Source organism: Streptomyces sp. NPDC030840, from assembly GCF_055572015.1.
In genome coordinates this window covers 413,848-437,358 of the sequence record NZ_JBVIEE010000003.1, presented here as the reverse complement: position 1 = coordinate 437,358, position 23,511 = coordinate 413,848, and the positions used below count along the sequence as shown (strand labels likewise).

General features: G+C 73.5%; 19 protein-coding genes. 10 read left to right on the top strand and 9 right to left on the bottom strand.

From position 1 onward, the window contains the following. The first annotated feature begins 43 nt into the window (after positions 1–43). Positions 44–436: an SCO5389 family protein gene (locus ACZ49J_RS09265; RefSeq protein WP_467446924.1), complete on the top strand. Its 393-nt coding sequence runs from the start codon at positions 44–46 to the stop codon at positions 434–436. Positions 437–738: 302 nt separating this feature from the next. Further along, positions 739–3,297, top strand: a complete 2,559-nt coding sequence (locus ACZ49J_RS09260; protein WP_467446923.1) for a SpoIIE family protein phosphatase — start codon at positions 739–741, stop codon at positions 3,295–3,297. On the opposite strand, the gene erm is transcribed toward ACZ49J_RS09260, so the two are convergent. Beyond that, complete coding sequence (gene erm, locus ACZ49J_RS09255) at positions 3,294–4,094, bottom strand: 23S ribosomal RNA methyltransferase Erm (protein ID WP_467446922.1); 801 nt, start codon at positions 4,092–4,094, stop codon at positions 3,294–3,296. The two genes, ACZ49J_RS09260 and erm, sit on opposite strands and share 4 nt — an antisense overlap. Positions 4,095–4,421: 327 nt before the next feature. Between erm and ACZ49J_RS09250 the strand changes: the two genes are divergently transcribed. Next, on the top strand, positions 4,422–5,546 hold the full coding sequence (locus ACZ49J_RS09250) for a hypothetical protein (protein WP_467446921.1): 1,125 nt from the start codon (positions 4,422–4,424) through the stop codon (positions 5,544–5,546). Positions 5,547–5,558: 12 nt separating this feature from the next. Here the strand turns inward: ACZ49J_RS09250 and ACZ49J_RS09245 are convergent, their stop codons facing one another. The 6 genes from ACZ49J_RS09245 to ACZ49J_RS09220 all read right to left on the bottom strand — a co-directional run bounded on the left by ACZ49J_RS09245 (position 5,559) and on the right by ACZ49J_RS09220 (position 11,694). Further along, complete coding sequence (locus ACZ49J_RS09245) at positions 5,559–6,434, bottom strand: hypothetical protein (RefSeq protein WP_467446919.1); 876 nt, start codon at positions 6,432–6,434, stop codon at positions 5,559–5,561. A 175-nt stretch (positions 6,435–6,609) separates the two neighbouring features. After that, on the bottom strand, positions 6,610–7,506 hold the full coding sequence (locus ACZ49J_RS09240; protein ID WP_467446917.1) for a L,D-transpeptidase: 897 nt from the start codon (positions 7,504–7,506) through the stop codon (positions 6,610–6,612). Beyond that, on the bottom strand, positions 7,496–7,999 hold the full coding sequence (locus tag ACZ49J_RS09235) for a SigE family RNA polymerase sigma factor (RefSeq protein WP_467446916.1): 504 nt from the start codon (positions 7,997–7,999) through the stop codon (positions 7,496–7,498). Before ACZ49J_RS09235 ends, ACZ49J_RS09240 begins: the two co-directional genes overlap by 11 nt. Positions 8,000–8,359: 360 nt before the next feature. Then, the gene (locus ACZ49J_RS09230) at positions 8,360–9,121 is read right to left on the bottom strand and encodes a TIGR03943 family putative permease subunit (protein WP_467447203.1); all 762 of its coding nucleotides are present in this window, start codon (positions 9,119–9,121) and stop codon (positions 8,360–8,362) included. Further along, positions 9,118–10,149, bottom strand: a complete 1,032-nt coding sequence (locus tag ACZ49J_RS09225; RefSeq protein ID WP_467446915.1) for a permease — start codon at positions 10,147–10,149, stop codon at positions 9,118–9,120. The genes ACZ49J_RS09230 and ACZ49J_RS09225 overlap by 4 nt, the downstream gene beginning before the upstream one ends. 192 nt (positions 10,150–10,341) lie before the next feature. Next, on the bottom strand, positions 10,342–11,694 hold the full coding sequence (locus ACZ49J_RS09220) for a helix-turn-helix domain-containing protein (protein WP_467446914.1): 1,353 nt from the start codon (positions 11,692–11,694) through the stop codon (positions 10,342–10,344). Between the two features lie 609 nt (positions 11,695–12,303). Between ACZ49J_RS09220 and ACZ49J_RS09215 the strand changes: the two genes are divergently transcribed. After that, entirely contained in the window at positions 12,304–13,035 is a 732-nt protein-coding gene (locus ACZ49J_RS09215; protein ID WP_467446913.1) for a response regulator transcription factor, read from the top strand. Continuing rightward, complete coding sequence (locus ACZ49J_RS09210) at positions 13,023–14,348, top strand: sensor histidine kinase (RefSeq protein ID WP_467446911.1); 1,326 nt, start codon at positions 13,023–13,025, stop codon at positions 14,346–14,348. The genes ACZ49J_RS09215 and ACZ49J_RS09210 overlap by 13 nt, the downstream gene beginning before the upstream one ends. Before the next feature lie 203 nt (positions 14,349–14,551). On the opposite strand, the gene ACZ49J_RS09205 is transcribed toward ACZ49J_RS09210, so the two are convergent. Further along, complete coding sequence (locus ACZ49J_RS09205; RefSeq protein ID WP_467446910.1) at positions 14,552–16,180, bottom strand: hypothetical protein; 1,629 nt, start codon at positions 16,178–16,180, stop codon at positions 14,552–14,554. 301 nt (positions 16,181–16,481) lie between these two features. On the opposite strand from ACZ49J_RS09205, the gene ACZ49J_RS09200 reads away from it, so the two are divergent. From ACZ49J_RS09200 to ACZ49J_RS09185, 4 genes are all read left to right on the top strand, one after another. Beyond that, a complete protein-coding gene (locus ACZ49J_RS09200; protein WP_467446909.1) occupies positions 16,482–16,943 on the top strand; it encodes a hypothetical protein in 462 nt (153 codons plus the stop codon). Between the two features lie 112 nt (positions 16,944–17,055). Further along, positions 17,056–17,910, top strand: coding sequence for a hypothetical protein (locus tag ACZ49J_RS09195; RefSeq protein ID WP_467446908.1), 855 nt, complete (start codon positions 17,056–17,058; stop codon positions 17,908–17,910). Between the two features lie 142 nt (positions 17,911–18,052). Further along, positions 18,053–19,045 carry an endonuclease/exonuclease/phosphatase family protein gene (locus ACZ49J_RS09190; RefSeq protein ID WP_467446906.1) on the top strand — a complete coding sequence of 331 codons (993 nt, stop codon included), beginning with the start codon at positions 18,053–18,055 and terminating at the stop codon, positions 19,043–19,045. Positions 19,046–19,206: 161 nt separating this feature from the next. Next, positions 19,207–19,404 carry a hypothetical protein gene (locus ACZ49J_RS09185; RefSeq protein ID WP_467446905.1) on the top strand — a complete coding sequence of 66 codons (198 nt, stop codon included), beginning with the start codon at positions 19,207–19,209 and terminating at the stop codon, positions 19,402–19,404. A 106-nt stretch (positions 19,405–19,510) separates the two neighbouring features. Here ACZ49J_RS09185 and ACZ49J_RS09180 read toward each other — a convergent pair whose 3' ends face one another. Continuing rightward, the gene (locus tag ACZ49J_RS09180; RefSeq protein WP_467446903.1) at positions 19,511–21,607 is read right to left on the bottom strand and encodes a PhoX family protein; all 2,097 of its coding nucleotides are present in this window, start codon (positions 21,605–21,607) and stop codon (positions 19,511–19,513) included. 246 nt (positions 21,608–21,853) lie between these two features. Between ACZ49J_RS09180 and ACZ49J_RS09175 the strand changes: the two genes are divergently transcribed. Continuing rightward, positions 21,854–23,470 (top strand): VWA domain-containing protein, encoded by a 1,617-nt coding sequence (locus ACZ49J_RS09175; RefSeq protein WP_467446902.1) that lies wholly within the window; start codon positions 21,854–21,856, stop codon positions 23,468–23,470. The last annotated feature ends 41 nt before the right edge of the window (positions 23,471–23,511 follow it).

Here is a 23,511-nt window from a genome sequence, read left to right as displayed (position 1 = left end):
CCCGAACCGCCCACGGCACTTCACACAGAACAGGAAGCACCCCATGTCGCTCGACGTCTCCCCGCAGTTGCTCGCCGAAGCCGAGACCGGCGAGGTGCGGGAGGAGGACTTCGTGGAAACGGTCCGCACGTCCCTGCCCTACGCCTACGACCTGATCGCCGGCCTCGTCACCGAACTGCGCGCCGGTACCGCGGAGTTCGCCGACAACCAGACCCCGCCGCCGTCCGAGAAGGAGCGCGGTCAGCTGCTGCGGGCGCTGTCCAGTGACGCGATCAGGGGCAGTCTGGAACGCCACTTCGGTGTCGCGCTCGCCTTCCAGAACTGCCACCGGGTCGCCGTCTTCCCGCCGCAGGCGCGCGGCGGCGAGACGTACGCCCGCTTCACCTCCCTGCGCTCCCAGATCCTGAACCAGTCACCGGAGTTCCGCGACTGCTGAACGGGCCACATGGACCGTCCAAGAGGAACAGAAGGGCTGTCCGGCGATCACACCAGGTGAATAATGGTGCCTGTGGGCGTCTCAGGGGTCCTTTCACTATGAGCGTCCGATCAGGTCGCGTGGTCTGGTGCCGTGCATCGCAAGGCGCCGGAAGGTCCTCGATGGGGGTCCCCCCGCTCGAGCGAAGCCGAGAGCGGGGGAGGAGCTACTAGGGCCTTCCGGCAACGCGGCGAGGTGCGGTGCCAGGCCGCGCGACCCGGACGGGCATAGTGAAAGGACCCCTCGGAGCAGAGAGGGTCGCCGTGGGGACCGACAGGGACAGTGATGTCACCCGACAGCGGTTCGACGTGGCCGATGCCGCGCCGTTACTGCTCGACGCGCGCGGGACGGTGACGAGCTGGACCCTGGACGCCGAGCGCCTCCTCGGGTATCCGGCCGCCGAGGTGCTGGGCCGGAGCGTCGCCGAACTCCTGGTCCCCGAGGACGCGGCACGTCTCGCGCCGCTGGCCGAGGCGTACCGCGACAAGGACGGCTGGTCCGGCATCCTCACCGCCCGCCACCGCGACGGCCACCGGGTCCGGCTCATGGTGCGGGCCGTGCCGATGCGGGGGAGCAGCCGGCCGGGGTGCAGCCCGGCGCGGCCCGTACCGGCGGGCGGCGGGACCTCCCACTGGGTCCTGCTGCTCTCCGACATGGCCGACGCGCCCGGATGGGACATGAGCCGGATCGTGCTGGAGCGGATGGTCGTCCAGTCGCCCGTGGGGATCGCCATGGTCGACACCGACCTGCGGTTCGTGTGGTCGAACACCGCGCTGGAGGCGTTCGGTGGCGGCCCCGCGCACGAGCGGATCGGGCTCCGCCTCGCCGACGTCCAGCCGGGCCTGGACGCCCAGCGCATCGAGAGCGTGATGCGGCGCGTGCTGCAGACCGGCGAGGCCGTCGTCGACTACGAGCACGTGGGCCGGGTGCAGTCGTCCCCGCACCGCGAGACGGCGCACGCGATGTCGTTCACCCGGGTCGACGACGACCAGGGCAATCCGCTGGGCGTGTACTACACGGTCGTCGACGTCTCCGAACGCCATCGGGCCCGGATGCGGCTCGCCCTCCTCGACCGCGCCGGCGAGCAGATCGGCCGCACCCTCGACGTGGTGCGCACCGCGCAGGAGCTCGCGGACGTGGCCGTTCCCGGGCTCGCCGACTTCGTCGCCGTGGACCTGCTGGAGTCCGTCGTGAAGGGCGCCGACCCCGGGCCGGTGCGCGGCGCCGACGCGGTCCCGCTGCGGCGCGCCGGGCAGCAGTCGGTGAACGCGGGCGTGCCGGAGTCCGTCGTCGGCGTCGGCGGCCACGCCTCGTACCTGCCGGGCACACCCCCGGTGCGCACCCTGACCAGCGGCACCTCCTGGCTCCTGGAGCGGCTCGACCCGCTGGCCAAGGAGTGGTCCGACACCCTGCCCGGCGGCCGCGAGGCCAGGTTCCTGGACCTCGGGCTGCACACGGTGATGATCGTGCCGATCCGGGCGCGGGGCGTCACCCTCGGCATCACGACGTTCTTCCGGGGCGAGGGCCACCCGGACCCCTTCGACGAGGTCGACCTGAGCCTCGCCGAGGAGCTGGTCGCCCGCGCCGCCGTCTGCGTCGACAACGCCCGCCGCTACACCCGCGAGCGCGGCGCGGCCCTGGTCCTGCAGCGCAGCCTCCTGCCCCGCCGCCTGCCCCAGCAGGACGCGGTGGACGTGGCCGCCTGCTACCGGCCCGCGGACGAACTCACCGGCCTGGGCGGCGACTGGTACGACGTCATCCCGCTGTCCGGCGCCCGCGTCGCTCTCGTCGTCGGCGAGGTCGAGGGGCACGGCATCGACGGCGCCGCCGCCATGGGCCGCCTGCGCACCGCCGTACGCACCCTCGCCGACCTCGACCTGCCGCCGGACGAGGTGCTCGCCCACCTCGACGACCTGGTCGCCCAGTCCGCCCGGCAGGAGGGCGCCGAACCGGGCGCGGGCAGCGGCCACACGGTCGGGGCTCGCTGTCTGTACGTGGTCCACGACCCGGTGTCGGGCGAGTGCGCGATGGCCGCGGCCGGCCATCCGGCGCCGGCGCTGATCGCACCGGACGGAACGGTGTCGTTCCCGGACGACCTGCCCATCGGGCCGGCCCTGGGCGTGGACGGCGCCCCCTTCGAGTCCCTCACGCTGGACCTGCCGCCGGGCACGCTGATCGCCCTCCACACCGACGGCCTGCTCGCCGAGGCCACCCCCGAGGCGCTGTGCCGCGCGCTGTCGGGGCCGGCGACGGCGGGGGCGCGCCCGTCGGCGGCCGCGCAGGGGGTACGCGCGGAGGGCACGACTCCTGCGCCGGGACTCCCGCCGGACGTCGCCCCGGCCTCGCTCGACCGCCGGGCGCAGACCGTGGTCGACACGCTGGTGCCCGACTACCCGTACGACGACGTGGTCCTGCTGCTGGCCCGCACCCGGCGGCTGCCCGCGGACCGGGTGGCGTACTGGGACATCCCGGCCGACCCGGCGCTGGTCGCTCAGGCCCGCAAGACCACGACCCGGCAGCTCGAAGCCTGGGGCCTGGAGGACCTGGTGTTCACCACCGAACTGGTCGTCAGCGAACTGGTCACCAACGCCATCCGGCACGCCGCCGGCCCGATCCGGCTGCGCCTCATCCTCGAACGCACCCTGATCTGCGAGGTCTTCGACGGCGGCCCCACCGCCCCGCACCTGCGCCACCCGCGCACCACCGACGAGGGCGGACGAGGCCTGTTCCTCATCTCCCGGTTCACCCAGCGCTGGGGGAGCCGGTTCCTGCCTGAGGGCAAGGTGATCTGGGCGGAACAGTCACTGACGGGACCGGCCTAGGGACGAGGGGGGCCTCCGAGGTCCCGGAGGGCGAACAGCTCCGCCCACTCGTGGGCGCCGAGGGCGCGGGGCAGGGCGGTGGGGCCGATCCGGTGCTGCCGCAGCCATCGACGGACCTCGCGGCGGGGGATCTCCGGGGCGGCGGTGGCGAGGATCCGCTCCAGGCCGTGCCCGCGGCCGGTGAACACGCGGTGCGCGAAGTCCTGGTAGCTCCGCCGATCGCGGACCGGCACGAGCGGCCGTGACCGGCGGGTCATGGTCATCAGTCCGCCGTCGACACCGGGGCGCGGGCGGAACGCAGAGGCCGGCACCCGGGACACGAGCCGGAACTCGAACCACGGCCACCACTGCGCCGTCATCAGGGTCGCCCCGCCCACACCGGCGCGCCGCCGCGCCACCTCCCACTGCACGAGCAGGACGGCCTCGGTCCAGCCGGGCGCCCGCAGGATGCGGCGCAGCATCGCGGTGGTCTGGTGGAAGGGCAGGTTGCCGACCAGGACGTGCGGCGTCGCCGGGAGCCGGAAGCCGAGGAAGTCGGCGTGGACGATCTCGGTCGCCTGACCGGTGCGGCGGGCGAGCCGCGCGGCACGCCGGCCGTCGATCTCGACACCGGTCAGCGGCCGCCCGAGCCGCTCCAGCGGCAGAGTCAGCGCGCCGTCACCGGCACCGATCTCGATGATGGGCGCGTCGGAGCGGGACGGAAGGCCGCCGACCGTGTCGACGAGACGCTCGATGACGGTGCGGTCGACGAGGAAGTTCTGGCCGAGCTCGTGTCGGCCGGGTCGCTGGGTGCGCACAGGATCTCCGCGGCTTCGAGGGGAAGCCGGGCAGCACGGAACGGCCGCCCGGCGAGGTCTCTCGGGAGCGGCGGATCACTTCAGCGAGTTCGTCAGAGGGCGAGCGGCGTTGGCGGCCGCTCAAGCCGGAGTCGCGGAAGCACCACCGCTAGGAGCGGCGGATCCTGATGTTTACTGCGATCCCACACATGCGGGCCACGCTACAAGGCGTCACACCGCCTCGGGCAACTGGTTTTCCCTGAGCCGGTCCCTTATAGGATGCGCGTTCTGCCGGTCGTGTCCGGCAGAACGCGCCACTTCGCACCGTACTTGCCGGGAGAGTGTCCCTTGACCGTAGCGATCCACCCGACGTCCGAGAACGACGAGAACGAGGGGTACTGGGTCGAACCCGCCGCCGAATCCGCCACCGAGCCCGCCGCCGAGCCGGTGGAGGCCTCGCCGGAGGGCGGTGTGCACGAGCTCGTGGCCGCCGACGCCCGGGAGTTCGGGGTGTACGCGCGGACCGGCGGCTGGGCGTTCGCGCTGAAGGTGGCACGGAGTGTGCGGCCCGGCGGGCAGGCGGCCGGGGAGACCCCGAAGGTGTCGGCGAAGGAGTTCGCCGAGCTGGCCGGGTGCTCGCCGGAGCGGGTCATGCGCTACTACAAGGCGTGGGACATGGCGGCCGACGACGGGCTCGTCCCGCAGTTCGAGGCACTCAGCCCCGGGGACGACATCGAACTGCCGGACGCGGACGTGTGGTTGTCGTACTACAGCTCCCGCAACAGCGCCACCTCCGTGCGCGGTACCGCGATCACCGCCGCCGCCGAGGCCGAGGGCATCCGGCCGACCAAGGCGCTGGAGGTCGCGGAGAACCCCACCGCGCTGCGTGCCGCGATCCTCGCCGACCCCTCCACCGCCCAGGCGGCCCGTGCCGCGCTCCTCGACCGGATGCGGGAGGACCCCTCGCTCCAGGCCGAACTCGCGCGTGACGTCGTCCGCACCGAGGAGCTGAAGAAGGCGGTCGCCACCGAGAACCGGGCCGCCGACCGCATCGGGTACGTCCGCCAGATCGTGGACAGCGGGCAGGTCAAGACCCCCGCGGGCCAGATGATCGACGCCCCCGCCGATCTGCGCGCCGAGGCCGAGCGCCACCTCTCCCTCCTCGACGAGCTGGACGACGACGAGGACACCGGCGAGTGGGCGACCGAGGCCTACGACACCGTGAAGTCCCTCGTCGTCCAGACCGTCGAGGCCGACCCGGAACTCAGGGTCCAGGAACGCCGGACGAAGTTCTACAACAGCCTTCAGCGCGCCACGAAGGTCTTCGAGGAACTGACGCTCGACGACGCCACCGACCTCGACGACATCTACGAGACCGACATGCTCGACCAGCTGGAGTCCCTGCAGCAGGCCCTCACCGCCTGCATCGAGAACCTGCGCAGGGCGGCGGCACCGACGGCACCGCCGGCCTGAGTCCCGAGTCCCCTACCGCTCCTGCTCCTGCCCCGGCCCCTGCTCCAGCTCCTGCCCGGCCTCGCCCGACTCGGCCTCTTCGTACGCCGGGTCCTCCTCGTACGGCTGACCGGTGGGGGCGGCGGAGCGGGCCGGCCCGTCCGCGAAGGTCTCCTGGAGGCGCTGGGCGGCGAGTTGGACGGCCTGACGGGTGGTCTCGGCGTCGACGCCGTGGAGGCCGCCGTGGGTGAGGAGGGCGGCACCGTCGCCGACGCGCAGGGCGGCGACGTCCAGCGTCAACGCGCCCCGCTCGCCGTCGACATCGCCCTCGACGGTCATACGGAGCGCCTGGCCGGCGTCGCCGACGCCCGGCAGCCCGACGGGGGACACCTGGATGCCGTGCGTCCGCCCCGAGGCCCCGGTGGAGGTGAACTCCTGGCATTCCTCGGCCAGTTGGCCCAGGTAACTGATCCTCGCGTCGATCGCGTCACTCCGGTACGCGCCCACCTGGTACCGCACCTGGGCGCCGTACTCGGCGTCGTCGAACGCCGCGACAGCCGTCGCGCCGCTCGGCTCGCCCAGCACGTTCTCGGCGTACACGGCGTCGAGCAGTTCCTGGCACTCGGGCCGGTCCGCCCGGCCCTTGAGCAGCCCGTCCCGCCAGGTGGCCGCGCCCTCCGTCGTGCCCCAGCCCGCGCCGAGGTCGCCCGCGCCGAGGAGGGCGCGTCCGAGCCGTGCGTCCGGGACGGTGGAGGCGACCGGCGTCGACGGTGCGGCGGCGGCGGTCCGGCGGGACGCCGGAGCGGTGGGCTCGGGGCCGGACCGTCCCGCCTGCCACAGCCAGGCCGCCCCCACCATGAACACCGCGGCGACGAACACCAGGGCGGGAAGTCGATACGGATGTCGCATGGCGCCGGTCTCCCGAGAACGTGACGTTTCGTCCCAGGGCAACACCGCCGGGGAGCGCCCGCCAGCGCAGGGCGGTCGTCCGGGTGAGCGGGTCACACGGGTGGCGCAGCGCTCGCACGGCCTTCCCACCCGCGTCCGGGCCCCGGGCCGTGTGCCCCGGCCCCGGCCCCGGGGTCTAGGGAACTCCGCCGAAGAACCCGTCGCCCGCCGTGGACGAGGACGTCGGTGTCTGGGCCTCCGCCCCGCCCTCCGGCTCGGCCGACGTCTCGCTCGGTGCGTCGCTCGGTGTCCCGGTCGGCATCGCGGCCGGGGCCTCGGCCGGTGCCCTGGTCGCCGGCTCGGCCGGCGCCGCCCTTCCCGTGGGGGTCGCGCCCCGGTTCGGCCCCGGTGCCAGTGAGGGTGTCGGTGTGGGTGTGGCTTCCGGTGGGGTCCCCGTCACCTCCACCACCGCTCCCTCGGCCAGCCGCTCGTACACCCACCGCGCGTCGTCCTCGCGCAGGCCGATCCAGCCGCGCGTCCTGTCGTAGGCGCCCGGCGCCTTCTCGTCGTACGTGAGGGCGCCGATGAACGTGGTGCTGCCGTCCGCCGCGCGGAGCGTGATCACCCAGGGGATCTTCACCGTGTAGTCGTCGGCCAACCCGGCTTCCACGCCGGACGCGGCCCTCGCCTGCACCTTGCCCGTGACCGTCATACGGCCCGTGGGTGTGGGCGCCTCCGGCGAGCCGGAGGAGACGGGGAGTTCACGTTCACCGATGACGAGCACCCGGCGGGACAGGTCCACCGTCGCGTCGGCGGTCGCCGGAGTCGAGGGGCTGCCGGCGGGGCCGGCGGGCGGGACCGGGCGGTCCTCGGTGCCTGAGCCGGTGAGGTGCGCCGCCAGCAGCACGGCCAGGGCGGCCGCGACGGACGCCCCGGCGACGGCCGCGGTCCCACGGCGGCGGCGTCGGCGGCGTACGGCGGTACGGCGGACCTCGGCCCCCGGGACGGGCGGCGGCGCCTCGGCGCCCTCCGCCAGCTCCCGCAGTCCGCGGGTCAGTTCGCGGCTCAGCTCACGGGTGAGTTCATCGGACACGTTCGTCCTCCCTCTCACCCTCGCCGGTGGCCAGCTCCCGCGCCAGCGCCGCCCGGCCGCGGGACAGCCGGGCCTTGACCGTCCCCACGGGAGCACCGGTCTCGGAGGCTACCTGCTCAACACTGAGGTCACACAGATGGTGCAGAACGACCGCCAGCCGCTGGGCCTCGGGAAGTTTGCGCAACGCCGCAACCAGGGCGGCCCGTTCGGGATCGGGCCCGGGCGCGTGCTGGGGCGGCGGCGTACGGCGGACCAGCTCCAGCCAGCGCCTCGCCCGCCGCCAGCGACTCACCGCGAGCCGCATCGCCACCGTCCGGATCCACGCCTCGGGCGCACCGTCGAGGAGGAACTCCCGCCGCCGGTCCCAGGCGCGAACGAACGCCTCCTGCACCACGTCCTGCGCCTCGCCGTGGTCCCCGGTGAACGCGTAGAGCTGCCCGGTCAGCCGGGGGAACGCGGTGGAGTAGAACGCGTCGAACTCTTCCTCGGTCATACCCCCACCACGCGTGTCCCGTTTTCTCCGAGTTCCCATGCAACCCGGCAGCCCCCGTGGTGCGTACAGGTCCCGTACGTCGGTCTCGTACGTCGATCTCGTACGACGGCTACATCGAAACACACCCTGCCCGTCGATCACTTGGAGTTGTCCACTCATGGCACGGAGAGACACCTACGTCACCACCGCCGCGCTCCTCGCCGTGCTGGCGGGAACGTCCTGGGTGTCGTACGCCGTCGTCCAGGGCGAAGCGGCCTACGGCATCGAGGTGTCCTCCGTCGAGACGAACCCGGCCGAGCCGCCGGTGGACCGCGCCGTCGTGGACCGCGCCGTCGTGGACCGCACGGCGCTCGGGCCCGGTCAGCGCTTCTCGTACGGGTTGTCCGGTTCCGTGACCCTCTTCACCGACCCGGAGTCCAGCACCGGCGGCCACGCCGCCTGCGAGCCGAGGGCTCCCTTGGGGTGCCAGGTGCCGGTGACGGTGATCCACGTGTCGGCGGGCGGGGCGTCGGCGCCGCGGATCTCGACCTTGTAGGGGCTGGCGTCGGCGGCGCAGCAGGACACCAGGAGGCGGGTGAGGTACCAGGTGCCGGTGTCGTCGCCGGTTCCGTGGGTGACGAAGCCCGTCATGCGGACCGTACGGCCCCTGAGGGACCTGTCCCGGTCGTAGATCGCCCGGGAGCTGAACTCGCCGAGGGTCAGCTCGACCGGGTCCCCGGCCGGGAGCCGCGGGAACGTGCCCACGCCCCGCGCCGCGTACTTCGCCGCCTCGCGGTCCGCGCTGTAGGAGCCGAGCGCCGGGGGCGGGAACAGCAGGAGGGCGAGCGCGGGGACGGCCAGGAGCCAGGCGACCCGGGGGCCGCCGCCGGTGTGCCGGTGACCGTGCCCGGAGTCGTCCCCCTCGTCCTCCGGGCCCTCGTGCTCGTCTGCATGGGCCTCGCCCGTGCGGGCCGTCCTGATCCCCGAGGCCAGGGCCAGCAGCACCAGGAGCACCCCGGAGGCGATCAGGAAGGGGCGCAGGCCCGGCTGGACGTAGCGCAGGTACAGGTCGCTGAGGAGCGAGATGCGCAGGGTCGCCGCGCCGGACAGGAGCAGCACGAGGGCGGGGCCGTAGCGCCTCACAGGAGCCACCACCCCACCAGCACGCTGCTGGTCACGGCCACGAGCCAGGTGACCGAGGAGAAGCGGAGCGCGAAGGCGCGGCCGAACGTGCCCGCCTGCAGGGCGATCAGCTTCAGGTCCACCATCGGGCCCACCACCATGAAGGCCAGCCGCGCGGTCGGGGAGAAGCCGCTGAGGGAGGCCGCGACGAAGGCGTCCGCCTCGCTGCACACGCAGAGCACCACGGCGAGGGCGGCGAGGAGGAGGACGGACAGCCAGGGCGAGCCGGTGAAGACGTCGAGGACGGAGCGCGGTACGACGATGTTGAAGGTCGCCGCGGCTGCCGCGCCCACCACGAGGAAGCCGCCCGCGTGCAGGAAGTCGTGCTGCAGGCCCGAGCGGAAGTCGTGCAGCCGGGGCCAGCGGGATGAGGCTGTCCTGGGTGCCGTACGAGCCGTGCGGCTCTTCGGCAGGCTCAGCCACTCCTCCTTCCCGAAGCGCACCCACAGCCAGCCCATCACCACCGCCGTGGCGAGCGAGGCGACCAGCCGGCCCGCCACCATCAGCGGCTGCCCCGGGAACGCGATGGAGGTGGCGACGAGCACCACCGGGTTGATCGCGGGCGCGGAGAGGAGGAAGGCGAGGGCGGCGGCGGGGGCGACGCCCCGGCGCATCAGACTCCCCGCGACGGGGACGGAGGCGCACTCGCATCCCGGGAGGACGACACCCGCCGCGCCCGCGACGGGGACGGCGAGCGCGGGGTTGCGGGGCAGCAGACGGCTGAAGACCCGCTCCGGGACGAAGACGCCGATCGCCGCCGACACCAGGGTGCCCAGCAGCAGGAAGGGCACGCCCTGGACGACGACCGCCGTGAAGACCGTCCACCAGGCCGCCATCGCCGGGGTGGCGAGGTCGAGCGCGAGCGCCGGGCCGAGGACCGAGGCGACCGTGGCGATGGCGATGAGGGCGACGCCGCCGAGGACGGTGTACACGAGGGCGCGCACGGCGAGGCGCACCCCGTCGGCCACCCTCCGACTGCCGTCGGCCACACTCCGCTGGTTCTCCACGCGCCTTGCTTCCGCCTCGTACCGCTCCGAGCCCGTACCGCTCCGAGTCCGCACCGCTCCGAGCACGCACCTCACGCCCTGTGCGTGTGTGCGCCGTGGGCAGATTATCCGGCGGAACTGTGCGGCACCCCCGGTTCGCCGCGGAGGAGGCTGTGCTCAGGGGGGCGGCCGCGCTCAGAGGGGCGGCTGTGCGGGCGCCGGTCCCAGGGTCGTCGTCCCGGGTGCCGTACGGTGCCCGAGCCCCGTGCGGTACGCGTCCAGCGCCGCCTCCACCCGCCCGGTACGGCGGAGCAGGTCCCCGAGGAGCCGGCACAGGTCGGCCAGGTCGCCCGCCGCGCCCGCCCGCTCCAGCAGGCTCAGGGCGCGGACGTAGTGCTCCTCGGCCGTCTCGGGGTCCCGCGCGTCCTCCGCGATGATGCCGAGCAGCCGGTGCGCGGCCGCGGAGTGGACGGCGCCGCGCTCCGGTGACAGGTTTCCCAGGACGTCGCGGAGCAGTGCGGCGGCCTCGTCGGACCGGCCGAGCCGGTGCAGGACGTCGGCCAGTTCCACCGCGACCTGGCTGCTGTAGAGCGCGGCGTTGCGGCCGGTGTGCATGACCAGCGCCTCGCGCAACTCGCCCTCCGCCCGCTCCAGTTCGCCGTTCTGTGCGTACAGGTAGCCGCGCATCCAGTGGCAGTTGGCGAGTTCGGTGCGGATCTGGAGCCGGCGGTAGAGCTCGGCGGCCTTGGCCAGGGAGGCATCGGCCTCGGCGACCCGGCCCTCGGCGACCAGGGTACGCGCGACCTGGCGGTGCATACGGGCCACCAGCGCCGGATCGTCCACCTGGGGCGCGAGCGCCAGGGCCAGCTCGGCCGCCTTGGCCGCCCGCGCGTGCGCGCCCATGTCCATGTATGGGGCGATGGCGCTGGCGTAGAGCAGGAGCAGTACGTCCGGGTCGTGCAGGCCGCCGCGGTTGAGCTCGTCGAGCGTGGACTCCAGCAGGTAGCAGGCGTACCGGAGTTCACCGGCCAGGTAGTGGGCGACGGCCCGGCCGCGCAGGGCGGGCGCCCGGGCGGTCAGCGGCGCGTCGTGCAGGACGCTCTCCGCCCGCTCGAAGTACTGCAGGGCCGCGGTCAGATCCCCGGTGTCCAGCCCGCACTCCCCGAGGCCCAGCAGCGCGGTGCCCTGTTCGGCGACGAGTCCGTGGGTCTCGGCCTCCGCGAGGAGCGCCGCGTAACTCTCGGCCGCCACCGCGGCCTCGCCGGTCGCGAGCGTGCGCTGCGCGTCGGTCAGCCTCAGCCGCAGGTCGACGGCGAGGTGGGCCGGGCGTCCGGTCGCCAGTTCCTCGTAGGCGACGCCGAGCCGCTCGGCGATGTGCTTCAGCGCGTCGTCGGAGGCCCGCACGCGCCCGGCCTCGACGGTGGAGATGTAGGCGGGTGTGTAGGCCTGGTCGGCCAGCTGCTTCTGCGTCAACCCCCGTTCCGCACGCAGCTGCTGGACTCTTCGTCCAATGGTCTCGGGGTCGTCGCGGTCGGCCGTGGCTGCCATGAGGTAAGCATGCCAGTAAACGCACTTGAGCTCGTGCTTTCCTCAACTCCCCCGGTCACTCTTGCTGTTGAGCCTTCAACCCCCTACGTTAAGCAGCGCGTTAAACCCGCTTAATGCGCTGCTGACGCCAACGCCGCGAGGTCGCCGTGCTCCGACACCTGCTCACCCGCCACGCCCGCCCCCTCGCCGCCGCACTGCTCGCGATGACGGCCCTCATCGCCGCGGCGAACGCCGTACACCCTCGCTGAGCCTTCCCGCGCCGTACGCCCACGCGGGGCCTCCCGGGCGCGCTCCCGCCCCGAACTCCGGCTCCCCACACCGCCACCACGGGGCATATGCGACCCGGGTGATGTCCACCACACCGCGAACGCGTCGCCTCCCGCACCGAACGACCACGCGAGGAAGACAATCGCCCGGTTGAGGGCCGGTATGCGAAGTTCCCGACGGTGAATCTACGCGGGATGCATGGACGGGCCCCGGGCCGGGCCGTCCGCGCGCGGAACGACAGGTTACGGAAGAGCTCTTGCCTACCTGCGGGTACGTGTGACGATACGAGACCGCAGGTACTTGAGCCCTCAATTTGGTCACGGGTCAGCAAAGGAACAGGACATGACCAAGCCTGTCCGCGCGGTCGGCCACAGCCTGGCCCCCACCTCCACCCCCACCGCACGCATCCTCGTGGTCGACGACGAGGAGAGCGTCCGCTCCATGCTCACCATGGCGCTGGAGTTCCTCGACTACGCGGTGACCGGCGCCGCCACGGGCCGGCAGGCACTGGAGGCCGTCAGCCGGCACAGCCCCGACCTCGTGCTCCTCGACGTCAACCTCCCGGACGTCAGCGGTTTCGACGTCTGCCGGACGCTGCGCGAACGCGGGGTCGCCGTGCCCGTGCTCTTCCTCACCGGAGTGGGCCGGGTCGACGACCGGGTGCGCGGCCTCGACCTGGGCGGCGACGACTTCCTCACCAAGCCGTTCGAGCTGAAGGAGGTGGCCGCCCGCATCCGCGCCCTGCTGCGCCGCTCCTCCGGCAGCCTGCACGCCGAGCGGAGCCAGCTGCGCGTCGGCGACCTCCGCCTGGACGCCGAGGCCCACCAGGTGTGGTCCGCGGGGGAGCCGGTCGACCTGACGACCACGGAGTTCGCCCTCCTGCGCTACCTCATGGAGAACCCCGGCCGTGTCCTGACCCGCACACAGATCCTGGAACGCGTCTGGAACCACCGCAACGAGGGCTCCGGGGCGGTCGACACCTACATCTACTACCTGCGCCGCAAGCTGGGCGGCACCGGACAGTCGCTCATCCGGACGGTGCGCGGCGTGGGGTACCGGCTGTGCGCGGACTGAGCGGCGGGCCGGCCCTGCCCATCGGACTGCTCCGCCCGGGGACGCACCGTCCACGCACCGGCACGAGCCGTACCGACGCCCGCCGGACGGCCGAGGAGTCCGTCCGGGACCGCACGGTCCGGCGGACCGTCGTCCTCTGGCTGGTCGCCACCCTGGCCACGCTCGGCGCGGTCACCACCCTCTCCGCCACGCTCCTCGGCCACTATCTCGCGGCCCGCGCCGACAAGGAGATCCAGAGGTTCGAGGGCGCCCCGCTGCCCGCCGACATCGCCCGGTTCGACCCGCTCGACGACTGCATGATCCTCGTCGTGGACGCCGAGGGCCGGGTCGTGGAGCGGTACGTGGGCACCGGGGACCTGCCGGACTTCCCGTCGCTCACCGCGGACCGGCTGAAGGCCTACGCCCGGCTCGATCACCCGGTGGACTTCGGCAGCGCCTACCGGGCCCAGGTGATGCGCGACACCCGGCCCCCGGGCATAGCCCACAAGGGCGGCTACGTCATCCACGCCCGCTCGATGAGCGAGACGAACAGTGCGGTCCGCCGCCTGGTCCAGGTCGAGGCCGCGGCCTCGCTGCCGCTGATCGGCCTCGTGCTGGTGGGCGCCCGGCGGGTCGGGCGCCGGGTGGCCCGGGAACGGACGGAGTCGGAGCGGCGGATGCGCGAGTTCCTCGCCGCCGCCGGTCACGAGCTGCGCAACCCGCTCACCACCATCTCCGGGTACGCCGAACTCGCCCGGACCGACGGTGAGTCGTACGAGCCCGTGCGGCAGGAGGCGCTGGGCCGGGTGGCGGCCGAGATACGCCGTATGGACTCGCTGATAGACGAACTGGTCCTGCTCTCCCGTCTCGACCTCGGCCAGCCCCTGCACGTCGGGTGCGTGGACCTGGCACAGATCTGCCGGGACGCGGTCGAGGCCGAGCGCCAGTGCCACCCCGGCCACCGCGTACGCCTGCTCGTGGGCCCCGGCGAACACACCGTCACCGGCGACCCCCTGCGCCTGCACCAGGTGGTCGCCAACCTCCTCACCAACGCCCGCGTCCACACCCCCGACGGCACCACCACCACGCTCGGCCTCGGCACGGAGGACGGCCACCGCGTCATCGAGGTCACCGACGACGGCCCCGGAGTCCCGGACCACCTGCGGGCAGTGATCTTCGACCGCTTCGTCCGCGGCGAGGACACCCGGGCCCCGGGCAGCGGCCTGGGCCTCAGCATCGTCGCGGCCATCGCCACGGCACACGGCGGCTCGGTGACGCTGGAACCGTCGGACCGCGGGGCGTGGTTCAGAGTGAGGCTGCCGGCACCGTCGTGACGAGGTGGGGCGCGACGGGCGGCTCTACGCGCGAAGGGATTTCTGAACGAATTCCGATGCGGCTCCGATCACACCGACACCTTCGCCCGGTTGACTGGGGCCGAGTACTCCGCGACCCGCCTCTCCCCCTGGCGGGTCGGCTCGGCATCCTGCCCCGGTCGACGGCTCATCGCCCGGCGGTGGACCGACGGCTCATCGGTCCGCTATCCCGGCACGTGCTGGGCCGGCCTCACTTCCGGCGGGTCCTCCCGGAGTTCCTCCAGGTGCCGCTGGACGTGCTGGAGCGCGCCCTCGCGGCGGCCCGGCACCCGGTGGCGCAACTCGGCGAGCGCGGGCCCCAGTTCACGGGCCCGCGCCACGTCGTCGACACGTCCCCACTGGTGGTGCGCCCGGTCGACGGCCGTCTCGACGGCGGGCGCGTCCGGTGCCTGCCCCGCGGCCAGCCGCGCGCCGGCGACCGCCATCCACGTACGGCAACTGCGCGCCGCGTCCCCCGCGAACATCGCCAGGTCCGCCCGCACCTCCGTCCAGTGCAGCGCCTGCTCGGACGCGGGCCCGTGGACACGCACGGCCTCGGCCTCGTGCCGCGCGGCGAGCGCGTCGGCCTCGTCGTGGCGCTCGGCCTGGACGGCGGCGGTGATGGCGTCGTGGGGGTCGGCGCCCGCGACGACAGCCGCCTGGGCGGTCTCGGCGGGCCCGGGGGAGTCGGTGGGCCCGGGGGAGTCGGTGGGCCCGGGGGAGTCGGTGGGCCCGGGGGAGTCGGTGGGCCCGGGGGAGTCGGTGGGCCCGGGGGAGTCGTTGGTCCCGGGGGAGTCGTTGGTCCCGGGGGAGTCGTTGGTCCCGGGGGAGTCGTTGGTCCCGGGGGAGTCGTTGGTCCCGGTGGTGACGGTGGCTCCGTTGGCCGGGGTGGTCTCGGTAGTGACAGTGGCCACGGTGGCCGGGGTGGCCCAGGTGGTGACAGTCGCCCCGGTGGCCCCGGTGGCCCCGGTGGTGACAGGGGCCCCGGTGGTGACGGGCTGCGCGGGCGGTGTGCGGGGGCGCGGCGGAGCCGGACGGTACGGGGCCGCGGCACCGGAGGCGGGGGCACCGGAGGCGGGGGCGCCGGAGGCGGGGGCGCCGGGAACCTGGCCACCCTGAACCGGACCACCCGGAACCGGGTCACCCGCGGCCCGGCCCCCGGCGGCCGGCGCCGCCGCCGGGCCCCACGACAGCACGACATCTCCGTACGCGCCCTGTCCGTCACTCGCGATCCGGGACAGCGCCTGGTGGTGGAGCTGCGGCAGCGGGGGCCGCCGGCCGCTGCGCAGGATCGTCGCGATCGCCTTCATGTACGACGGCTGCGCCACGGCGCGGCGCGGGGGCGGCGGGGCGACACGGCCGTGGACGGTGACGCCGGGGCCCACGTCGAGGGAGAGGATGCGCAGGCGCTGCCAGGTCTCCGCGTCGGCGTGGAGATCGGCGACGAGGGCGGTGGAACCCGGGGTGCGCAGACGGAGTTCCTCGCGGAGCCAGTGCCAGGGGAAGCCGGTGTAGCGGACGGTCGCCGGGGTGGTGCGGGCGAGGGCGAGGTGGGGCAGGTGCTGGCGGCGGTCGAGCTGGAGCTGGCCGGTGAGGAAGACGGTGAGCGGGCCGGGGGCTCCGGCGGCGGCGCGGAGCCGGGTGAGGACGGCCTGCGGCTCCAGCGGGTCGGCGAGTTCGACGACGTTGGCCGTGTCGGTGCCGGACAGGACGGGCGGGGCGACGGCGGCGAGAACGGGCAGCACGGAGGCCGCGTCCACCAGGCACCCCTTGCCCGTGGGCGAGGCGGCGAGCAGCAGGACGGTTCCGGGCATCGGTTCCTCCCCCATCGATCACGTACAGCAGCACGGTAACCGGTGCGCGTGCAAAGGGGCGACGCCGTGAGGTTTCCGGGGTCGTTTCGCCCCCGCCGCCCCTACCCGTCCCATCCTGTCCCTGGGGGCTCCGCCCCGGATGGGGGTCCCCCCGCTCGAGCGGAGCCGAGAGTGGGGGAGGGACGGGTAGGGGCGGCGGGGGCGAGAAAACCCCCTGTCCCGACTTGCCCGCCACGCGGCCCAGGTGTGCGCTGGAAGACAGAGCGGTGCAGGGAGAGGGTGGACAGAGAGGAGCACTCCGATGGCTCACCACACGACACCCGTGCCGGCGACACCCGAAAGGCCCGCGCCCCCGCCCCCACCCGCACCACTCCCCGACGTCTTCAGCGCCCGCACCCACACCCTCGCGCACCGCGCCCTGACCCTGCTCCTGGGCCTGACATACGGCTACTGGGCCGCGGCCATGGCCCGCGACGCCGGCCCCATCACCGGCTGGAACGTCTTCTTCGGCTTCATGACCGCCCTCGCGTTCATGCTGGCCTTCACCGCCGTCCGCATGACCGCCCCCCGTCTCCGCCGCGAACCGCACGCCGCGCTGTGGGCGTCCTTCGCGGGGATCGCCTTCGGCTTCCTCCACAGCCAGACCGACGAGAGCGTCCTGCGCTCCTCGGTCCTGTCCCTGCTGGTCGCCGCGGCGGTGGGCGCGATGACCTACTACTGGCACGCCACGCACGAGGACGCGGAGGGCCACCGGGCCGGGTGACGACCGATGACGGCACCCCGTACGACCCGTACGGGGTGCCGTATGCGCCCATCCGCAGTCATCGACGGCCCGCCCGGTAGCGCGCCCCGCCCCGGAGGCCTTGCCTGAAAGCGTGCCTCGACCTGTACGGAGCGCCCTGTCGGCCGTGCTGACCGCGCTCGCCTGCCTGCTGGCGCCGCTCGGCGCGCTGGCGGCGTGGGCGACGTACGAGCTCGGGGACACGACACGGTACGAGGCGACCACGGCACCGCTGGCCGCCGACCCCCACGTACGGAACGCGATCGCGGACGCCGTCACGGCCGGGATCATGCGGGAGATCCGTGTGGGGCCGCCGCTGAAGGGACCGGTGCGGGCGTTCACGCACGACGCCGTGCGGTCCTTCACGCAGACCGAGGCGTACCGCGTGGCGTGGACCGCGGCGAACCGGGCCGCGCACGACACGGTGCTGCGGGCGGTGCGCGACGACGCCACGGAGCCCGTGACGCTCGACGTCGCGCCCGTCACCGAGCGGGTGAAGAAACGGCTCGTGCGCGACGGTGTGCCGTTCGCGCACCGCATCCCGGTCGAGCACGCCGAGGTCGTCGTGCTGTCGTCCGAGAACCTGGACCGGCTCCGGAAGGGATACCGCGTGCTCGAACTCACCTCGGTCTGGCTGCCGGCGCTCACCCTGACCCTGGCCGCGGCCGGTCTCCTCGTGTCCGCCTGCCGCCGCCGCGCGGTGTTCGCGACGGGGCTCGGTACGGCGCTGGGCGGCGCCCTGCTGGGCATCGCGGTGGCCGTGGGCCGCCACATGACGCTCACCGACCTGCCGCCCGACGTGTCGCGCGCCGCGGCGGCCTCCGTCTACGACACCCTGACGGCCACGCTGCGCACGGTGACGTGGCTGCTGGTCGTGCTGGGCCTGTCGGTGGCGCTGGTGGCGTGGACCACGGGCTTCCGCGACCACCACCCGGCAGACCCGCGGTGACGCGGCGGGCCGCCCCGGTCACCCGTCGCGTGCGACGGCACGCTCGCAACCGTCGCCCCACCAACCTCGTCTTTGCGGAAGACTGCGGGGCCTGACCGAGGGCCCCTCTTCGGTCACCCAGCGAGCGTGCGGAGGCCGGGACGTGGACACGGTGGCGGCTGAACGGCCGGTGGAGGACGGGCGGGCGTCCGGGCGGCGGGCGGGCGCCTGGTTCGCGGGACTGATGCTCGCCGGGGTCAGCGTGGTCCTCGGCTGCCGGGTGGCCGACATCGACGGCGTCACCCCGGTGCCCCAGCTGATCGCCTTCCTGCCGTGGCTGCTCGCACCCACCGCTCTCGCGCTGCTCCTCTCCCTGCGCGCCCGCTGGCGGACCGGCCTGGTGTGGGGCGTCGCCGTGCTCGGCGGCCTCGCGTGGTTCATCGAGCCGTACGGCAGGACGGACGAGCCGAGCGGTCCGCCGCTCGCCGAGCTGCGGGTGCTGACGTCGAACGTGCAGTTCGGGCGCGGGACCGACGCGCTCGTGGCGGCCGTCCGCCGCCACGACCCCGACATCGTGTTCGTCCAGGAGTGCGAGCGGACGTGCTCGGCGGCCCTCGGGGACGCCTTCGAGGCGGACGGATACCCGTACCGGCAGGCCGTCGAGGGGTACGGCTCCGACGGTTCGGTCATCCTCAGCCGCCGCCCGCTCACCCCGGCCGCCACCGTCCCCGGCATCATGGGCATGCCCGGCGCCACCACCGAGGTGGAGGGCCAAGAGGTACGGCTCCAGCTCGCGCACCCCATGCCGCCGCTGCCCGGGCAGGTGGACACCTGGCGCCGTGAGCTGGGCCGCCTGCGCGCGTACGCCGCCGCCGACACCTCCACGCCCACGATCCTCGCCGGGGACTTCAACGCCTCACAGGACCACGCCGCCTTCCGCCGCATCCTCGACACCGGGCTGCGTGACGGTGCCCGGCTCGCCGACATGGCCCGTACGCCCAGCTGGCCCGCGCGGACGGCCCCGGCGTTCGGCGTCCAGATCGACCACGTCCTGGTGTCCGAGGACTTCGCCGCACGGCGTGCCCGCTTCCTCGGCCTCGACGGCACCGACCACCGCGCCCTGCTCGTGGACCTCATCCTGCACCGGCGGAGCTGACGGAGCCGATCCCGGGCAGGGCGTTCCCCGGCGCCGCCCGTCAACCCCGTACCCCTGGCGGATCGTTACGTCACTCCCGCAGGGGTGACGCGGCACATGCGCCGCGCCGGGAGAGGGCAGGAATCGACCTTGTCACGCTTCCTACCGATAAGGGGATGTTCATGCAGCGTGCCGCTGCCGTCTTGATCGGAACCCTCGCCCTCGTCGGCGCCCTGGCCGCACCCGCCGCCGCGGTGCCGGACCCGGTCACGGCCGTCAACTGCCTCGCCGGGACCCCGTCCGACCTCACGGGTCTCGTCGACCCGGCCGCCCCCTCCGTACCGACCGAGGTCCCGGGAACGTCCTGCCTGGCTCCGTGAGCCACCGGCCCGTCCGGTTCATGGCGAAGGGGGCGCCCCCGGCTGGGAGCGCCCCCTTCGCCGTACCGGTCCGCCGTGCCGGCCGGTCCTCGCGGACCGTGGACCGTCAGACGCCGATGTCGCAGCCGTCCGCGCGCCACACCGAGACCACGGCGGGCCGGACGATCTTTCCTTCCCCGTCGGGCCAGGCGCTCTTCGGGTTCTCCACGGACGCGCCGTCGAGCTCGCCCGGATGCTGCACGGCGACGAGGACGCGGCGGTCCTGGATGATCGGGCCGCAGGTCTCGGCGCCGTTCGGCACGGTCAGGAACTGCTTGAGCTCACCGCGCCGCTCGCCCCGGGTCGCCACGCCGAAGAGGCCGTCGTGCGAGCCGAGCTGGGCGCCGTCGGTGGAGATCCACAGGTTGCCGTACGGGTCGAAGGCGACGTTGTCCGGGCAGGAGATCGGGCTGACGGCGTCCTTCGGGAAGCCCGCGAAGTAGGTGGCCGGGTCGTTCGGGTCACCCGCGACGAGGAAGAGCAGCCAGGCGAACCTGGTGCTCTCGGGCCGGTTGAAGCGCTCGGTGAGTTCGAGCACGTGGCCGTGCTTGTTGGCGTTGCGCGGGTTGGCCTCGTCGGCCTTGGCGTTGGTGCCGACACCGCGGTTGGAGTTGTTCGTCAGGGCGACGTAGACCTTGCCGGTGACGGGGTTGGGCTCGATGTCCTCGGGCCGGTCCATCTTGGTGGCGCCCACCTTGTCACCGGCGAGGCGCGTGAAGACGAAGACCTCCTCGGCCGTCATCCCGTCCACGTGCGAGACGGCGCCCTTCGCGGTGGCGGTGGCCAGCGGAATCCACTCCCCGCTGCCGTCGAACTCGCCGTCGCCCGGCAGCTTGCCGGTGCCGTCGATCTCGATGGCCGGGGAGTCACCGGTCAGCTTCGCGACGTACAGGGTGCCCTCGTCGAGGAGGGACATGTTGTGCTCGCGCACGGACCGCGACGTACCGTGCTTCATCCGCTTGCTGCTGACGAACTTGTAGAAGTAGTCGAAGCGTTCGTCGTCACCGGAGTACACGACGGGACGGCCGTCCGCCGTGAGCCGGATGGTCGCGGCCTCGTGCTTGAAGCGGCCGAGGGCGGTGTGCTTGCGGGGCGTGGACGAGGGGTCGTACGGGTCGAACTCCACCACGTAGCCGAAGCGGTGGACCTCGTTCGGCTCCTGGGCGACGTCGAACCGCTTGTCGAACCTCTCCCACTTGCGCTCGGAGGCCCCGGTGCCGATGCCGTACCGCTTGTCGGTGGCGCGGCTGCTGTTGGCGAAGTACTGGTTGAAGTTCTCCTCGCCGTGGAGCGTGGTCCCCCAGGGCGTGGTGCCGCCCGAGCAGTTGTTGAGGGTGCCGAGAACCTTCGTACCGGTCGGGTCGGCGGAGGTCTTCACGAGGTCCGACCCGGCGACGGGACCGGTGAGCCGGAACTCGGTGGTGGCGGTGACACGGCGGTTGAGGGGGTGCCGGGGCACGGCGGTGAGCTTGCCGGTGCGCTTGTCGCCCTCGACGACGACCGCGGACAGACCGTGGGCGGCCCAGCCGATCTCGACCTGCTCACGGGTGGGGTTCGCGGGGTCGTACCCGCGGAACATCAGCATCTCGTCGGTGTACTCGTGGTTGGCGACGAGGAGCTGCCGGCCGCGCTCGCCGGGCAGCGGGAGGAGAGCGAGGAAGTCGTTGTTGTAACCGAACTGCCCGGCCTGGGCCTTCGCCGTCTGGTTGTCGGGGTCGAAGGCGGGCGCGCCGCGCAGGATGGGCTCGCCCCAGCGGATGACGACGTTCTGCTGGTACCCGTCGGGGATCACCACGGCGTCGGCGGTGTTGGGGGCGACGGGGGAGAAACGGAGGCCGCGGGCGCCCTTGCGGGCCCTGTCGGCGGTGGCGACACCGGTACCGGCCCCGGTCTCGGTCTCGGCCCCGGTCTCTGCCGCGGCGGCGGGCGTGAGGGCGGCGCCGCCCGCGGCACCGGCCACGGTGACGACGGCGGCGGCACGCATGATCGACCGTCGGCTCAGGGCCGTGGCGATGACGTCGCCGACATACTCGTTGGTGGTGGTGTTCGGCACCTCGTGGAAGCAGGCGTCACCACACCGGAACCGGCAGGTCATGGCGGACCGCCCGCCGGGGTGGGACGCGCTCGCCCCGTTCACTCCGACCATCGGCAGCAGTTTGCGCACTTTTGCTCTCCCCATACGTGCCCTTGATGTAAATGTGACCGTAGGGGCGAACGCGTTCGAGTACGCGGATAGCGGGTGAACGGAGGGTGAATGTGGGGAAGTTGAGGCGGTATTGACACCGGATCCCGGCTGGGGCTACTGGCCGCCCCCGCCCCATCCCAAGATCACCGAGATCGGCCGCTAACCTTACGTGTCCGTCCTGGCCAGGGATCGACGGGCTTCACCTCACGCGAAGGGTTGCGCAACATGGGCATTCTTTCTCTCCTGCGGAACGCGTTCGGCCGCTCACGCAAGGGGCGCGACGCCGACGCGACGGCCTCTTCCCGGGAGCCCTCGCCGACCGCTTCCGCGGAGCCGACGCCGGAGCCGGAGCCGAGGATCCCGGCCCCGTCGCCGGAGCCGACGGCCACCACCCCCGAGCCCGAGCCGACGGCTGCCGCCAAGCAGTCCCCGTCCGTGGTGGACGACCTGGTCTCGGCGGCCTTCGACAACGTCACGGTCCCCAAGCCCACGCCTCCGGCGAACGAGGACGCCCCTGAGCCGAAGCCGGAGCCGGAGCCGGAGCCGGAGCCCGCGGCGCCGGTGGCCGAGAAAGCCCCCGAGCCCGAGCCGGAGCCGGAGCCGGAGCCCGTCGCCGAGAAGGCCCCCGAGCCGGAGCCGGAGGCCACCGAGCCCGAGCCTGCAGCGCCGGTGGCCGAGAAGGCCCCCGAGCCGGAGCCGGAGCCCACCGAGGCCGTCGCCGAGAAGACGCCCGGGGCCGTGGCCGAGCCCGCTGCCGAGCCGGAGCCGGTGGCCGAGGCCCCGGAGCCCGTTGTCGCCGAGGCGACCGAGAAGACGGACGAACCGGCAGCCGCCGACGGCGACGAGGCCCCACAGGGGCCACCCGCACCCGAGGACGAAAGCCGCACGGGCGGTGCGGGTGGGAACGAAAGCCCGGCCGAAGGCGAAGCCGAGGCCGACAAGACCCCCGAGCCCGAGCCGGTGGCAGCGGCTGAGCCGGAGCCCGTCAGCGCCGCCACGGAGGCGCCCGAGCCGCAGGCCGAAGGCAAAGCCGAGGCCGAGACGCCGGAACCCGCAGCCGCGACCCCCGCCGAGGCCGAGACCCCCGAGCCCGCAGCCGCGACCCCCGCCGAGGCCGAGACCCCCGAGCCCGCAGCCGCGACCCCCGCCGAGGCCGAGACCCCCGAGCCCGCAGCCGCGACCCCCGCCCTCACCCTCACTCGCCTCAAGACCCGCGCCCCCGCCCTCACCACCGCCTACAAGGCCGCCGCAGCCGCCCTCAAGAAGCACGACCTCACCGGCACCCGCGCCAAGGTCTACCTCGTCCTCGACCGCTCCGCGTCCATGCGCCCGTACTACAAGGACGGCTCCGCCCAGGCCCTCGGCGAGCAGGCCCTCGCCCTCGCCGCGAACCTCGACCCCGAGGCGACGGTCCACGTCACGTTCTTCTCCACGGAAGTGGACGGCACCGGCGAGCTCACCCTCGAAGCGCACGAGAACAAGATCGACGACCTCCACGCGGGCCTCGGCCGCATGGGCCGTACGAGCTACCACGCCGCCGTCGAACAGGTCCTCGCCCACTACGAGGAGTCCGGCACCAAGGACCCCGCCCTCGTGATCTTCCAGACGGACGGCGCCCCGGACGCGAAGACCCCCGCCACCCAGTCCCTCACGGACGCGGCGAAGAACCACCCCGCCGTCTTCTTCTCCTTCGTCGCCTTCGGTGACCCGGAGAACAAGGCCTTCGACTACCTCCGCAAGCTCAAGACGGACAACACGGCCCACTTCCTGGCCGGCGAAACCCCGCGCGAGCTGACCGACAAGGAGCTCTACGAGGGCGTACTGGCGAACTGGCGCCCGTAGCCACCACCGATCACCAGCCGGCCGCCCCTTCCCACCCCACA